General features: G+C 61.9%; 10 protein-coding genes. 8 read left to right on the top strand and 2 right to left on the bottom strand.

Annotated elements, in window-relative coordinates; genetic code table 11:
- The first annotated feature begins 244 nt into the window (after positions 1-244).
- Both RCAS_RS01490 and rsmA read left to right on the top strand, forming a co-directional pair.
- Positions 245-2,020: a GAF domain-containing sensor histidine kinase gene (locus RCAS_RS01490; protein ID WP_011997821.1), complete on the top strand. Its 1,776-nt coding sequence runs from the start codon at positions 245-247 to the stop codon at positions 2,018-2,020.
- Entirely contained in the window at positions 2,017-2,925 is a 909-nt protein-coding gene (gene rsmA / locus RCAS_RS01495) for a 16S rRNA (adenine(1518)-N(6)/adenine(1519)-N(6))-dimethyltransferase RsmA (RefSeq protein ID WP_011997822.1), read from the top strand. Before RCAS_RS01490 ends, rsmA begins: the two co-directional genes overlap by 4 nt.
- A gap of 430 nt (positions 2,926-3,355) precedes the next feature.
- On the opposite strand, the gene RCAS_RS01500 is transcribed toward rsmA, so the two are convergent.
- Both RCAS_RS01500 and RCAS_RS01505 read right to left on the bottom strand, forming a co-directional pair.
- Entirely contained in the window at positions 3,356-4,033 is a 678-nt protein-coding gene (locus tag RCAS_RS01500) for an HAD-IA family hydrolase (RefSeq protein ID WP_011997823.1), read from the bottom strand.
- A gap of 21 nt (positions 4,034-4,054) precedes the next feature.
- Positions 4,055-5,437, bottom strand: coding sequence for an LCP family protein (locus RCAS_RS01505; protein ID WP_041330128.1), 1,383 nt, complete (start codon positions 5,435-5,437; stop codon positions 4,055-4,057).
- 664 nt (positions 5,438-6,101) lie between these two features.
- Here RCAS_RS01505 and RCAS_RS01510 point away from each other — a divergent pair.
- The 6 genes from RCAS_RS01510 (at position 6,102) to RCAS_RS01535 (ending at position 15,896) form a co-directional block, all read left to right on the top strand.
- Positions 6,102-7,130, top strand: a complete 1,029-nt coding sequence (locus RCAS_RS01510) for a metallophosphoesterase (protein ID WP_011997825.1) — start codon at positions 6,102-6,104, stop codon at positions 7,128-7,130.
- 743 nt (positions 7,131-7,873) lie between these two features.
- The gene (locus RCAS_RS01515) at positions 7,874-8,299 is read left to right on the top strand and encodes a DUF3054 domain-containing protein (RefSeq protein WP_011997826.1); all 426 of its coding nucleotides are present in this window, start codon (positions 7,874-7,876) and stop codon (positions 8,297-8,299) included.
- Between the two features lie 92 nt (positions 8,300-8,391).
- The gene (locus RCAS_RS01520) at positions 8,392-9,057 is read left to right on the top strand and encodes a histidine phosphatase family protein (RefSeq protein WP_232280123.1); all 666 of its coding nucleotides are present in this window, start codon (positions 8,392-8,394) and stop codon (positions 9,055-9,057) included.
- Positions 9,044-9,727, top strand: a complete 684-nt coding sequence (locus RCAS_RS01525; protein ID WP_011997828.1) for a Crp/Fnr family transcriptional regulator — start codon at positions 9,044-9,046, stop codon at positions 9,725-9,727. Before RCAS_RS01520 ends, RCAS_RS01525 begins: the two co-directional genes overlap by 14 nt.
- A 79-nt stretch (positions 9,728-9,806) precedes the next feature.
- Positions 9,807-12,305: a flippase activity-associated protein Agl23 gene (locus RCAS_RS01530; RefSeq protein WP_011997829.1), complete on the top strand. Its 2,499-nt coding sequence runs from the start codon at positions 9,807-9,809 to the stop codon at positions 12,303-12,305.
- A 99-nt stretch (positions 12,306-12,404) separates the two neighbouring features.
- Positions 12,405-15,896 carry a flippase activity-associated protein Agl23 gene (locus RCAS_RS01535; protein ID WP_011997830.1) on the top strand — a complete coding sequence of 1,164 codons (3,492 nt, stop codon included), beginning with the start codon at positions 12,405-12,407 and terminating at the stop codon, positions 15,894-15,896.
- Positions 15,897-15,946 lie beyond the last annotated feature (50 nt).

Here is a 15,946-nt window from a genome sequence, read left to right on the forward strand (position 1 = left end):
TCGACGCCTTTTGTGTTGTACCTCCACTTCCTTCCCGGCATCGCTTGAGAGGGATTTTTGGGTGTCCTGACACCCGAAAGAGACGATGCACAATGTGGACTTGCCGAACAAACGCCGTTGGTGAGCGTTCCTTTGTGGGCGCGCCACGCAGTCGCTATTGCCGACGCACCGCGCAATAACGGCAGATTGGGATTATTCAAACCGGCGCAATGCGCCATGCAATCTACGCTCGGGGCAACACATCATGGACGCAGCAGAGCGCATCCCGCTCCCATCGAAGATTTCTCTGCAACGCCAGATGATCGGCGGCGACCGTTTCTACAATCTATCGCGCTGGGGCGTGACTATCCTGCTCATCGGGATTGTTCAACTGATTGCCGGTGAGTCGCTCTGGTCCCCCACTGCTGCGCACAGCCCGATGATCGTCGTGATGTGGGGATACGTCGTCTTCACTACGCTGGCGACGATTATGGTGTTTATTCCGCAAATTGCGGCGTTCCTGCGGTTCAGTTTTGCCGTCGATATTCTGGCATTGCTGCTGCTGACGCTCTTCAACCCCGATCCGCGCGAGATTCTCTATCCGCTCTTCCTGCTACCGCTCGTCAATGCGGCATTCCGCCTGAATTCGTCGGCAAGTTTGCTAACCGGGCTGATCACCGCATTCGCGTACATCGGAGCCTATCTGATCGCGCGCATTGGTCCGGGCAACGGCTCGATTCCGTCCGATCCACTCGGGTATGTGGGGCTGACGTTGCGCGCGCTGGCGCTCGTGTTCATTCCCTGGATTACGGGGGGGTTGGCGGAACGCTGGAGCGCCAGCAACCGGTTGAGTGTGGCGCTGGCGGAAGAGAAGGCGGCTGAGGCGTTGCGTGAGGCGAATGCCTACCGCGATCAGACGCGCGCGCTGTATGAGGCAGCGTATACGCTGGCGACGACCAACGATTATCAGAACGTGCTCGAAGTGACGCTTGACGAAAGCCAGAAACTGGCGCCGTATACGTGTGGGATGGTGCTCCTCTCCACCGGGCAGACCAATCAACTGTTCGTCGCTTCGTCGCGCGGGCTGGACCCCAACGACCAGGAACGCATTGTAACGATCGGACCCGGCGCCATCGGGCGAACGATACGCGGTTCGGACCCGGTGGTGCTGGATAATTTCCGGGATGACCCCGAATTGATGGCGTTCACATCGCTGCACCGGCATCGCACCGCCTGCCTGTTGCCGCTCCGCTTCGGACTGAACACATACGGGGTCATGGTTTTCGCCAGCGACCACGAACGCGCCTTTGGACACGAAGAGGTCGAGAAACTCGCGGCGCTGGCATCCTATGCGCTGGTGGCGCTACAGAACGCCCAACTGATCTACGATCTGCAACAGGAACGCACGAAACTCCTGTCGAAAGAGGAAGAGGTGCGCCATCAACTGGCGCGCGACCTGCACGACGGACCGGCACAGGCGCTGGCGGCAATCACGATGAACGTCGAGTTTATCAAGCGCCTGCTCGAACGCGACCCGGCGCGCGTCCTGCCCGAACTCGACAAACTCGGACAACTCGCCAAGCGCACCACTCACGATGTGCGCACGATGCTGTTCGAATTGCGTCCGCTGGCGCTCGAAACGCAGGGTCTCGATGTGACGCTACAACAGTACTTTGAGCGCTTCCGCGACAATCCGACCAAAATCATTCTCGAAGCCGATACCATTGATGCGCAACTCGACACGAAAGTCGAGGGTACGCTGTTCAACATCGTTCAGGAAGCAGTTAATAATGCGCTGAAACACGCAAAAGCGCAGCACATCTGGGTGCGCCTGCGCCAGACGCCAACGACGCTCGAAACGATCATTGAAGACGACGGGCGCGGCTTTGATGTCGAGAAGGTGCGTGCCAGCTACGATCAGCGCGGTTCGTTCGGCTTGCTGAACATCGAGGAACGCGCCTCACTGATGGGTGGCGTCGCCGAAGTGACCTCCACGCCAGGCAAAGGCACGACGTGGAAGGTGATTGTGCCACTCCAATGACGTCTGCGAATCCTTACCTCTCCCTCGCGCGCGTCCGCGCTGCGCTCCACGCTCTGGACCTGCGCCCTTCCCGCAGTATGGGGCAAAACTTCCTGATCGACGGCGCTGCACTGGCGAAGATTGTCAACGCTGCCCAATTGACCTCTGATGATACAGTCATCGAAGTTGGTCCCGGTTTGGGTGTGCTGACGTGGGAATTGATGCACCGCACCCGCGCAGTCATCGCCGTCGAACTCGACCATCGCCTGGCGGATCGGTTGCGCGCCGAGTTTCGCGCGTTCTCCAATCTGGCGATCATCCAGGGCGATGTGTTGCGCCTACCACCAGAGGCGATCCTCGCAGAACACGACCCCGACGCATCCTCCGGCGCCCGACCGTACAAGGTCGTCGCCAATCTTCCCTATGCCATCACATCAGCAGCGCTGCGCCACTTCCTCAGCAACCCGCTCCGCCCGGCGCTGATGGTCGTGCTGGTGCAACGCGAAGTCGCCGACCGCATCTGCGCGCGCCCCGGCAATCTGAGTGTCCTGGCGCATGCTGTCCAGATCTATGCCGAACCCGAGATCATCGCGCGCATCCCGGCTTCCTGTTTCTTTCCCACACCCGAAGTCGAGTCGACCGTTCTGCGGTTGCGGATTCGCCCGCAACCTGCCGTTGTACCCGATCAACCGGAGGCGCTGCTGCGCCTGATCAAAGCCGGGTTCCTCCATCCGCGCAAGCAGTTGGGAAACGCGCTACCCGGCGGAATGGCCGCCATGGGGATGAAAACCGACAAACAGAAAATCCTGAACGCGCTCACCGCCGCCGGCATCAACGCCACCCGCCGCGCCGAAACCGTGACCCTCGATGAATGGGGCGCGGTGTATCGGGCATTGAAGATGGACAGCGAGAAGGTGAAAGGGTGAAGCGGGCAGTGCAGACGCATCTGTCGCGCAACAGTTTCTGTGCGCCGGAGCAGTAGTACCAAGTACGATTGACGATGCCGCATGCGTGTCATTCCGAGCCCTTCGCTTCGCTCAGGGTAAACGCAGCGCGGAATCTGAGCGGGTCGCGCACGCCCCCGCGCGCTGCTCGGGGTGACCATGCCGGATGGTCACAGGGATTTGGTATAACCCCCTCCTGCTCTCCTCTCGGGAGTCGGAAACTTTCCCACTGCATCCGGCCAGGGATGGGAGAGCAGAGGTGGAGGGCAACTCGCCCCTACCGGCAGGAGGCGCTTCCTTCGCCCTCAGCAGCGGCGATCAGAGGTGAGGTCCAAACCAGGGAACCACAGTCGCACAGCACGACGCGGGTGCCGGAGCAGACAGGATGACACGCACCGAAGGTCAGGCATCCCTACCCCCGACCCTCAATCCACTCCACAAACGCCCGGAGATCGGGGACTTCGGCGAGCGGTGCGGGACCGTCTGGCGGCAACGGTTCGCGTTTGCGGTTGACCCACACAACCGGCAATCCCAGGCGTGCGGCGGGGACGACATCGTGGAAGTGGCTCTGCGCGACATGCAGCCAGCGCAACCCGCCGATCCGCTCTCGGGCAGCAATGAAATGGCCAGTATCCGGTTTGTAGGAGCCAACCTGCTGCGCGGTGACGATCAGGTCGATTGGTGCAGTGAAATGCCTGATCGTTGCTGCAAGCAAATCGTCGTCTACGTTCGACAGGATGCCAAGGCGATACCCGGCGGCGTGCAACCGCTCGAGCGCCGGATTCGTGTCGTCGAACGGCGTCCACTGCGGCAGCGTCGCCGCAAAGAACTGCGCCGTGTCGTCGTCCATAGGCCAACCAAGCATCGCCGCTGCGCGCTGAGCGGTCTCCGCCAGCACCTGTCGGTAGGGGCGGTATTCACCCGCCTCGACCTGTGGCTCAATGGTGTGATAGGCGGCAAGCGCAGCGTCAAGATCGATCTCGACACCGGCGCGACGCGCGGATGCTGCAAACCCGCTGCGGATGCCGCCATCCCAGTCGATCAGCGTGCCGTAGCAATCGAATGTGATTACATCGTACTCGCGAGTCATCAGAACGCTCCTGCATGGAAGTCACTTCACCTGATCCCGCCCCAGCACTACGACGATGTCAACCGTCGGATTGACGCCATCGGGAGACCCGCGCCGGATGTCGGCGTTCAGCAGCACCGCCAGGCGGCGGGCAGTGGCGGGTTTGCCGGTCACATCATACACGATAGTGCGGAGCACATCGCTGCGCGGCGCATCGGCGGCGGGCACAACGGTAAACCCTGCCGACTCAAGTTCACCGCTGACGCGCCGCGCAAGTCCGGTGATGCCAGCGCCGTTCAGCACCTGAATGCGCGCCTCTTCGGTTTCGACATCGGGTGTCGCCAGAAAGGTGCGCACCACCCCGCGCACCTCCTCTGGGTCCCAAAGAATGTCGGACCCGATTTCGCGGAAGTTGGGCGCAGTATCGGGTGCGATGCGATACTGCCCGATTGCCGACGGGTCGATCCCGGTTGCGATCCACGCCATACCCAGCAGCATATCAGGGCGCGACAGCGGCAGAGTTGTGGCGAATGCGCCATCGAGCGCCCGACCGAGCGCTGGCGCCAGCAATGCTGCACCGATGGGACCACGGGAGCGCAGTTCGTCGATGATGGCGCGAATGACCTGTTGCTGACGTTCGGCACGTCCGAAGTCGCTGTCCGCGTGGCGGGTACGGGCGTAGATCAGGGCGCGCGCCCCATCCATCCGTTGCGGACCAGGCTCAAACGCGATGCGCACCGTACCGAAATCGGGAGTCGGGTAGGCATCATCGACAATCCGGCGCGGTACGTCGATGGTCACGCCGCCGAGCGCATCGATCACACGCGCAAAACCGTCGAAATTGATCTGCGCTGTGTAATGAATAGGAAGGTCGAGAAACCGCTCGACCGTCTCGGCAGCAAGCGCCATTCCCCCTTGCGCTGGCGTTGTCGTCTCGCCGTAGAGTTTCTCGGCAGCCGTATAGCCGCGCCCGTAGGCGACATTGATCTTGGTGGGACCAATGTCACGCACATCCACGCGCGTGTCGCGCGGGATGGAGAGCAGACTGACCCGCCGACCAATGGTGTCGAGATGCACAACGATAAGGGTATCGCTGCGCACCCCTTCTTCCGGGTGATCCGGACGCTCATCGACCCCGATGAGCAGGACATTGATCCCCGTGCCGGGCGGGTTGAGCGGGGGGAATGGTCGCGCATCGGCGACGCTCAGCGGCGCGACGGCGGCAGCGAACTGCCAGTAGAGCAGAGCGACGAGGATGATCAGCAGCACACCGCTCAGCATCAGTACCCGACGGATGCGTTGCCACGCGCTGCACCGGGCGGGAGGCGTCGCAACTCGTGCGCGCCGAATGGCGATGGTGTCGCCGGTGTATGCGCGACGGCGCGCCTGTCGATTGGATGTATCTTTGTCGTATCGGTCGTACATATGACAGAGTATAGCGCATGCAATCAACGATTAATCTGACAGATTGATGGCATCGTATGTCAGTGCGTGATCATCAAACTGTAAACTTTGTGTGGTATGTTGGGGAAGGGCAAAGACAAGGAACACAAGGCGAGGGGCGGGAGAGGTTGAACGTTGAAGGTGCAAGGGCAGACAGGGTCGCGCCTCTCCTGGGCGCCCACCGAACCGCATGCGCCCGCCGGGTGGTTCACAGGTGAAAGATGAAAAACGAGCCATCATCAACGCACATTCATGCCCAGAATCTCTGCACCCTTGTGTGTGCTCATACATTCGCAACACGAGATCACAACCGCACCATTTCGCCTCCCCCTGCCGGAGGTTCAAGGGCGGACCGAACCCCCGCGCGCACCCCGCACACCCACGACGGGACGACCCGCGCGCGGCGCCAGCTCTCCGCTTCCGCGCGCAGGAGCGGCGGGTTTGCCTCGTTGCGCAGGCGTCCCGCTGCGCGCGTTGGTCTCCCCTCTCCCTGCGGGAGAGGGGCAGGGGGTGAGGGTACAACGGCGCATCCCAACGCCATGCATGCCCGCTCTGCGCATGCGTGCTGTTCGCCCTTAAACTACCAGAGGAGAGACACGAACACCGTGCAATCTATAACCCGCAAAAACCCATTGGAGTATCGCGTATGACGCTACTGATCGCATCGAAAACCAGGTTCATCCCGGCAAAGGATTATCACGTACCCATCGAAACACACCCACACGAACCACACGCGCTCAGAGTGCGCCCGCGGAAACGTCGGCCCCTGCGTGGACGCCAGACAATCGAGGCAACGAAACTGCATATCAACCGTGGGTGGCTCGGTCTTGGCGCAGTGGCGTCCGCCGTCGGATTGGCGGGGATCAGTCTGTTCGGTTGGCCCGTCATCGCTGCGGGAGGAGCATTCAGCATTGCGGCGCTTGGTCATATGCTGCTGGGCGAACCGGCGCGCCCGATCCTGGAGCGCGTCACCATGCGCCTCCCGGCGCTGCCACCAGAACTCGACGGTTTGCGCATCGGACATCTGACCGATAGCCATCTCGGGTTTCGCTACAGTGAGACGAATCTGGCATGGGGCGTCGAACAGATGCAGCGCGAACGCCCTGAGCTGATCGTCCTTACCGGCGACATCGTCACGCATCACTGGGCAATCCCCGATGTGCCACGGTTACTGCGCGGATTGCGCGCACCGCTTGGCGTCTACGCCGTCCCGGGCAACCACGACCACTGGGAAGGTCTGGCGGATCTGCGTGCTGCGTTGACGCTAGCAAACATCCCGCTGCTGCTTAATGAACATCGCCGGTTGTCGTGGAACGGCGGCGATCTCTGGCTGATCGGCATCGATGATGTGTGGGACGGGCGACCATCACTGCGGCAGGCGCTGCGCGGCGTGCCGCCTCATGGCTTCAAACTGCTCCTCTCACACGCGCCCGACGTGGCAGAGAGTGCAGCGCACGTCGGCATTCACGTGCAACTGTCGGGGCATACACACGGCGGGCACCTGCGCCTCCCTCTCCTTGGTCCGTTCACCCTGCCACGCTACGGCAAACGCTACATTATCGGCGAGTATCAGGTCGATGGACTGACCCTCTACGTATCGCGCGGGCTTGGCGGCGCGCCGCTGCGACTCCTCTGCCCGCCTGAAGCGACGATTATCACTCTGCGGCGGGGCTGAGACGACTTCTCATAGGTGGGTGTTCGGGTAAAGCCATAGACGCCTGAAGTACATTTCCGCTTTGCGAAGTTGAGGGAAGTTCTCACGGGTGGGTGTTTGGGCAAGCCCGCACATGCTACCAATTCCCTGTGACCATCCGGCATGGTCACCCCGAGCAGCGCGAGGGGGCGTGCGCGACCTGCGCAGATTCCGCGCTGAGTTTACCCTGAGCGAAGCGAAGGGCTCGGAATGACACGCATGCGGCATCGTCAATCGTCATTGGTATAAGTAGGGTCAAGCGGGCCGCTTGAACCATACGAACGTGGTTCCCGCTGTGTTCTCTGTGTCTCTGTGGTTCACCAAATCTGCTGTGACGGTCCGAGGAGGGGGCGAGAAGCGCGAGGCGAGGGACCCGACCATCGCGTCGCGCGAGATGTATCTCGCATTGGTGGAGAAGCGCGAGGGTTGAAGTCAGGGGTTGCGTGAAGGAAAGCGGTGCATGTTGAACGTGGGACAGCGAGTAATACCAATGACCTGTGACCATCCGGCATGGTCACCCCGAGCCGCGCGAGGGGTCGTGCGCGACCTGCGCCGATTCCGCGCTGCGTTTACCCTGAGCGAAGCGAAGGGCTTGGAATGACACGCATGCGGCATCGTCAATCGTCATTGGTAGCCCCACGCGAAAAAACCATTCCGCCCGACCGGAGCGCGCCTGTGGTATACTGCTGTCGGACGCATCGAACGCGCATGGGAGAGATATATCGATGGCAATCCACGAACAATCTCATTCGGCAACTGCAATCGGACGCCGAACCGCAACCCTGGCGCTCGGCGATGTATTCGCGCTGCTGATCTTCGCGGCAATCGGGCGCGCCAGCCACGGCGAGGAGGCCGGATTGACGGCACTGGCGCAGGTGGCGGAAACGGCAGCGCCGTTCATCGTTGGGTGGCTTGCCGTTGCGCCGCTGATCGGCGCCTATCGTGCCGATGTCACCGGAGCGCCGCCGCGCATGCTGACGCGCACCGCATTGACCTGGCTCGTCGCCTGGCCCATTGGTCTTGGGTTGCGCGCCCTGATCCGGCAGACGACCATCCCCCTCTCGTTTGCGCTGGTGACATTTATCACCGTGCTGACGATCATGATCCTGTGGCGGGGCGCGTTTACGCTGATTGCCGCCAGGCGATCGTAGATAACGGCGAGATACACCCACCCGACCGGCTCGCAGCCCACGGAGGGCGGGTCTGACACTCGCCCCTTACATTGGCGGCAAAATTCGAGGTTATGATGACAACCAACCTGTATCTGATCCGCCACGGTGAGGCATTTTCCAATGTTGAACCGATCATGGGAGGAATGCGCGGCGACCGGGGATTGACAGACCGGGGATTTGCGCAGGTTCACGCGCTGGCGCGCCGCCTGGCGCGCGGCGAGATTGTCGCTGATGTCCTGTACGCCAGCACCCTGCCGCGTGCCCGCATGACTGCTGAGCCTGTGGCGGAGGCGCTCAATCTATCGATTCACTGGGACGACGACCTTCAGGAACTGCGTCCTGGCGAGGCGGATGGAATGCATATCGACGAAGCGCGCGCCCGCTTTCCGCAGATGAGCCTGTTTTTCAAAGAGTATTTCACTCCCATCGCCCCCGGCGGTGAAAGTTGGGCCGGTTTTCAGTTTCGCGCATCGGCAGCGCTCGAGCGGTTGATTACCCGCCATCACGGGCAGACCATTGTGGCTGTGTGCCACGGCGGCATTGTCGAAGTGTCGTTCCTCTTCATGCTGGGGCTTGGACCGCACGCACGCGGACGAAATGCGTTCCACGTGCAGAACACTGCTATCACCCACTGGCGCCAGATGACGAGCCGTGATGGACGGATGGAGTGGCAGTTAATCACTCATAACGACTGCTGGCACCTTCACGAACTGGAGTCTGAGCGTGACCACGCATGATCCGCCACCGCCGGTCGATGTCATTACCGATGCGGCGCTCTTTCCGCAGTTGATGTCGGCGCTGCGCGACATCCACGGTGAGATTGCGGCAGTTCAGCGACCCGCCGGGTACGTGTTCTACGGTCTGGAAGATTCAGGTGCAGAGATGTATCTGCTCTACCGGGGTCGGGTTCGGCTCTACACTATCTCGCCCGAAGGCCGCGCGCTCACCATCCTGATCCTCGATGCACCCGCAGTCTTCGGTGAAGTGACGCTTGCGGAAGGAGCGTACCACGACAGTTATGCGATCAGCGTCACACCATGCACCGTCGGCGCCGTTCATCGTGAGACGCTGCGCCGGGCGTTGCGCAATCAACCATCGCTTGCCCTGCGGTTTATGACAGTCATGGGCCAGCGGTTGCGCGCCATCGAGCGAAAATTGTCCGACATTGCCTTCAAGAGCGTGCCACAACGGTTGGCGGCGGCGTTGCTCGGATTGTGGACCGAACAGCGCGATACGCCGCCAACTGTGCGCTCGACGCATCAACAACTCGCCGAGTTGATCGGATCACACCGCGAAACGGTCACCAAAGCGCTCGGCGATTTTCGCGCCGCCGGATTGATCCGGGTCGATGACGACGCCATCCATTTGATCGACCTGGTGCGCCTCACCCATCTGGCATATTCGTGACCCCGTGAGTTGCGGTCGCAGCAAGGTATCGTGTACAATCTCGCTGTGGCTGAATACCGGAGGTCATTGAGCTACGAACATGTCGATTGCCGAACTTCCGCCACAGGTCGCTGCACCGCCTGGCGACAGTGCAACTCCTGCAACGACGCGCCCGCATGCCGCGATTATCTCGCTCGAACAGGCCGCCTATCTCGCCATTCTTCTGCTGGCGGTAATCTCGCGCCTGTGGGGGCTTGGTGACCGTGCACTCCATCACGATGAGACATTGCACGCCTACTTTTCCTGGCTGGTCTTCCGTGGCGAAGGGTATGTCCACGACCCGCTGCTGCACGGGCCGTTTCTCTACTTTTTTGGCGCGCTGATCTATTTCTTCTTTAGCGTCAGCGACGCAACCGCGCGCCTGGGTCCGGCGCTGTTCGGCATCGCGCTGGTGATGCTGCCGTACCTGCTGCGCCGCGAATTGGGGCGCAGCGCGGCGCTGCTGGCGTCGGTCTATATCCTCATTTCACCCGCATTTATGTACATCGCGCGCTTCATCCGTCACGACCCCTATACGATTCTGTTTGAGTTGCTGGCGCTGATCGGCGCGGTGCGCTATGCGACGACCCGCCGCCCGCTGTGGTTGTATGTGGTCGCACTGTCGCTGGCATTGATGTTCGTGACGATGGAGACGTTCTTCCTGTACATGGCGATCTTCGCGCCACTGGTTGCGCTGGTATTCTTCTGGAAGGTGTGGAAGCCGGGCGCAGCAGTGTTGGCAGCGCTGGGGGTCGCAGTCGTGGCGCTCGTCTTCTGGCTGCCGGGGTACCCGGAACGTCCGTTTCCGAGCAGCGATACGGTCAATCGGGTCGCCGGACCGTATATCTGTCCCAGTGAATTACAACCCTTCCCGCCCCCTAATCCGATGCGCGTCGCGCGTCCCGGACCGATCTTCGGTTGGTCCCCACTGGCGACGTTCGACAACAATTATGCGTTGTGCGTCCGCCATCAGCCAGACGATAATTTCGGGTTGTATTTCATCAAACTCGGCGAGTTCGTCAATCATCCGGCGATTCTGACCGGGCTTGTGCTCGTTCTGGCGACGCTGGCGGCGCTCTGGTGGGTCGTCTGGCGGCGACGCGATGCGACCGGCGCGACAATCTGGGAACACGCCTGTGCCGGCGGTGACGCAACGGTAGCGACGTTCGCAAGTCTGGGACGGGACCGCCGCCTGCTCATTGCCGGCGGATTGTTCTTCCTGGTCTATACCCTGTTTTTTACTGCCTTCCTCACCAACACTGCCGGGGTGATCACCGGCACAACCGGCTCGCTCCTCTACTGGCTTGCGCAGCACGAAGTTGAGCGCGGTGGGCAGCCGCCGCATTACTACGCGGTGCTGCTGGCGATCTATGAGCCGCTGCTGATCATGTGGGGTGTGGTGGGTCTGGCAATGGCGGGGGTGCTGGGGTGGCGGCGGGTGATGCGCAGGAACCGTGATGCAGATTCTGCCGCCGATGGGCGCGAATCTGGCGCCGATGACGAAAGGGCTTCGAGTGGCGACGATCCGGTTGCCTGGCTGCCGCTCGTGCTAGCGTGGTGGAGTATCGCAACATTTGCGCTCTATTCGTGGGCGGGCGAAAAGATGCCCTGGCTGACAGTACACGTTGCGCTGCCGCTGACGTTACTGGGCGCATGGGCGGCTGGGCGCGTTCTGGTGTGGTGGCGCCGCGGCATCACCGCCGAAGCGGAGCGTAACGGCTTCTCTCTGAGCCGGATCGTTCGCCCGTTCCCGATCTTTCTCGGGCTGCTGACGGTTATCAGCATCTACTGCCTGCTCCTGATCACCGTGACCATCCGCGCCGATGCGCAACCGGCAGCATTAACGCCGTGGATTGCGCCACTCTGGATGGTGCTGATGGCGCTGCTCACGGCAGGCGCCTGGGTGCTGCGCGGTCGGCGCTGGACGACCGGCGCGCTGGCGGCGGGTGTGACGCTGATCGTCGCCGCGTACACGCTACGCAGCGCCTATCAACTCAGCTTCCGCTATGGCGACATACCGCGCGAAATGATGATCTACACCCAGACGTCGCCGGATGTGAAGCGGGTGATCGACCGGCTCGATGAAGCGCTCCGCCGTCGCAGCAATGCAACGACTGCAACCGTCTGGTACGATAACGAGACCGTGTGGGACTGGTACCATATCCGTTTTGCCCGCGCCGAGGAACAACCGCCGCTCTTGCAGCGCGCGCCGGGGGACGATGTGATTGCCGTGCTCATGCTGCTCGAAAACTACGAGAACGAGCAGAACCGCCGGTTTCTGGAAGGGTTTCTGGTTCAGCGCTACCCGTTGCGCTGGTGGTTCCCGGAAGAAGAGACCTACCGCCTGCCGCGCGACTGGATGACAGCGCCGGTCGACAGGCAATCGTCGCTGTTGATGCGTATGCTGCGCCAACCGTTCGACCCGCGCACTTCGCAACAATTCTGGCAGTATGTGTTGTACCGCGTTCCGCCTCATCCGCTCGGCTCAACCGACTTTGTCGTCGCGGTGCGTCCCGAAATCGCGCCGGAGATGGGGTTGGGGTTCGGCGGCGAGCGGTAGACTCCGCTTGCACGGCATGTGATAGAACAGCGATGCATGCGGGTCGAGACGGATTTCTACGGATCGGGTCATGCATGGGTAGTTCTGGCAGGATGAACGATGGCAATACTTTCACGTGATCCCCGCGATGTCGCCGCAGCGCATGCCGGGCTGGACCGTCCGTTGAGCCTGACGTGGTTGTCGAGCGATGTGCTGCTGTTGGCGTTGCTGCTGGTCGCCAGCGTGATTGCGCACCTGTATGGATTGGAGCGCATGGCGCTCCATCACGACGAGTCGATCCACGCCTGGATGAGCTGGAAGTTCTACACCGGCGCGGGCGGCTTCATCTGCTGGGGCGGGCGCTCCTCGGCGACCTACTGCTACGACCCGGTGTATCACGGACCATCGCTCTATGTGCTCACCCTCTTCTCCTATTTTCTGTTCGGTGACGGCGATATGCAGGCGCGCCTGCCGCAAGCGGCGGCTGGTATTGCGCTCGTCGCCTCCGCCTGGATGCTGCGCCCCTATCTGGGAACACGCGGCGCATTGCTGGCAGGCGTGTTGCTGGCATTCACGCCGACGCTGCTCTACTACACCCGATTCGCCCGTCACGATGGATTAATGGTGCTGTGGACCCTCTGGATCGTTATTGGCTTCTTCCGCTACCTCGACACTGCGCAACCGCGCTATCTGTACCTGCTGGCGGTCGGCATCGCACTGGCGCTGGCAACCCACGAACTCTACTACATCCTGGGGTTCATCTTTGGCTGGTTTCTGATCATCCGGGTGCTGTACGAACTGCTGCCACGTCGCACGATGACAATTGCGCTGGGCAGCATTGCCGGCGTTGCAGCACTAGTCGAGTTGAGCATCATTACCGGGCTGTGGTATGGGCGCCTGACGCCGACGCTGCGCGCCGACGGCATTTCGCTCCTCTTCTTTACGGTTGCCAGCGGCGGGCTGATCATGTCGCGCGTGTGGGATCCGACACCGCTGTGTGTGCCGCGCTTCGTCGCACTCTGGCAGGAGCAGCGCACGGTACTCTGGGTGGCGCTCGGTATGCTGGCATCGATCTTTGTTGTGCTCTACAGCGCCTTCTTCGCCGATATGCAGAGCGTCTTCGCCGGGTTGTACGCCGGTCTGGCATACTGGCTCGGATCGCAGCAGGAATTTGCGCGCGGCGATCAGCCATGGTACTACTACCTGATGTTAATGTCGCTCTATGAGCCGCTGGCGTTCTTCGGCGGTCTGACGGCGACGGTTTACCTGTTCACCCGTGGTGTGCGCTTCCATCGCCAGAAGCAGCCTGCTGCGAATCGGGAGGATACGCCATCGGACAACGACATCAACGTTGCCGGGCTTACGCCGGATGGCGCGAACACGCCATCGGGCAACGACATCAACATTGCCGGGCTTGCGCCGGATAGCGCGGATACGCACATGTCGTTCATCGGGCGTCCGGCGACTGCGCTGTTTCCGCTGTTTCTCGCCTTCTGGTTCCTCTGCTCATTCGTGGCATTCTCATGGGCGGGTGAGAAGATGCCATGGCTCAATGCGCATATCGCACTGCCCGCCAACCTGCTGCTGGCCTGGGCGCTGGCGCGGTTGGGCGCAAGCCTGAACTGGCGCGACCTCGACCGCCGCGCATGGCTCGCGCCGCCGGCGCTGACACTGCTGTTCATTGCGCTTGCCGTCGCTTCCTGGCGTTTCGGTCAATCTGCGGTTGGGCAGCAGGCGCAGACGAATCTGCTCCAGGGCGTCTTGCTGCTTGCGCTGGCAGGCGGATTGATCTCCCTGATCGTCCGCGTCGGTCAATGGGCTGGTGTGCGAGCGACCCTGGCTCTCTGCGCGCTGACCGTTGCAGCGCTGGTGGGTGCGTATACGTTGCGCGCCACATGGCTGGTCGTCTATGACCACCCGGATACGCCGGTCGAACCGATGATCTATACCCAGAGCACACCCGACATTCCGCTGATCGTCGCGCAAATCCGCGACCTGGCGATCAGTCAGACGCGCAATGCGCGCGGTGTGAACGACCCAACCGGTGGTCTGTCGATGCCACTGATCATGGATCGCGGCGATCCGGCGCAGGATGGCGAGGGAAGCCTGGCATGGCCCTATCAGTGGTATCTGCGCGACTTCACACGCCTGGAGACGCGCTCCTCCGATGATTTCCGTTCTGCGACATCCGATACCTTTCTCGTCGATCCGCCGCAAGGCGCCGGTGAGCGCATTCTGGCGCCGGTGGTGCTGGTGTCGCGCGTGAGTCTGAATAGCACGGCGCAGCAGGCGCTCGAAGCGAGTTATGTGCGCCTGTACGACACCAAACTGAACTGGTGGTTTCCCGAAGGAAACAAATGCGACCCGCAAAGTGCCGGTTACAAACGCTTCTACTTCGCCTATCCGGGCAGCGCCGGAGATATTGCGAAAGCATGCCCCGGCTTGCAACCACAGGACGCGCCGCCGGTCTGGGCGCCGATCTTCTGGATTTTCGATAGTTCCCATTGGGCAAACACCGGACAGTACCTGCTCTATCGGGAACTGCCGCCGCCGCTGCGCCTTGACGGGCGCGAAATGTCGGTGTGGGTGCGGCGCGACCTCGCGCGCGTCGGTGATGCACCCGCTGTCGCTGCAACCGGCAGCGTCATCAAACTCGTGGCAACCGACATCTTCGGCGAATTCGGCAGTGAACCCGGGCAACTCATCCAACCGCGCGGCGTGGCGGTCGATCCGCAGGGGAACGTCATCGTGTCGGACAGCGGCAATCACCGTCTGATCGTCTTCGATCCGTCGGGGACGCCGATCCGCACTATTGGCGGTTTCGGCAACGGCGATGGACAGTTCTACGAACCGCGCGGCGTAGCCGTCGATGCCGCCGGAAACATGTACGTCGCCGATACCTGGAATGCACGGATCGTCAAACTCGACCCGCAGGGAAGGTTCCTCTCCAGTTGGGGCGTCGGGCGCGAAGATTTTGGCGATGGTCGACGCGCGTCGCCGACCGGCGGCTCGCAGGAACAGAACCTTGCCCGACCGCTTGACTTCTTCGGTCCGCGCGGGGTAGCCGTCGATGCCGAAGGGAATGTCTATATCGCAGACACCGGCAACAAACGCATTGTAGTCACCGATAGCGACGGCAATTACCAGTATCAGTGGGGCTACGACGGAAGCGCCGCCGGGCAGTTCAACGAACCAATCGGCGTAGCCGTCGATGAGAATGGCACTGTGTTCGTCGCTGATACATGGAACAGCCGGGTGCAGGCGTTTGCGCGTGGCGAAGATGGACGAGTCGATCCGTTACCCTACGCCACCTGGCGCGTTCCTGGCTGGCAACCGCAGACCTATGAGGACCCCTTTATTGCTGCACGGGGCGGGCGGGTCATCGTCAGCGTACCCGTGCGCAACCTGCTGACGCTGACAGACGACAACGGCGTAGGGTTGCTGACGTGGGGAGGAAGCGGCAACGACGCCGCATCGGTCAACCTGCCGTGCGGCGTGGCGTTCGCCCCCGACGGCTCGGTGGTGGTCGTGGATCGGGGGAATGTGCGAATGATGCGCTTCGCCCTGCCGAACGTGGCGTCGCCTGTATCGAACGACGTTCCACTGCAATAGCGCGTAGGGAGGTCCGGTCACAGCCGATATATGAGAAACAGCACCATCCC

The organism is Roseiflexus castenholzii DSM 13941 (assembly GCF_000017805.1).
Taxonomy (GTDB): Bacteria; Chloroflexota; Chloroflexia; order Chloroflexales; family Roseiflexaceae; genus Roseiflexus; species Roseiflexus castenholzii.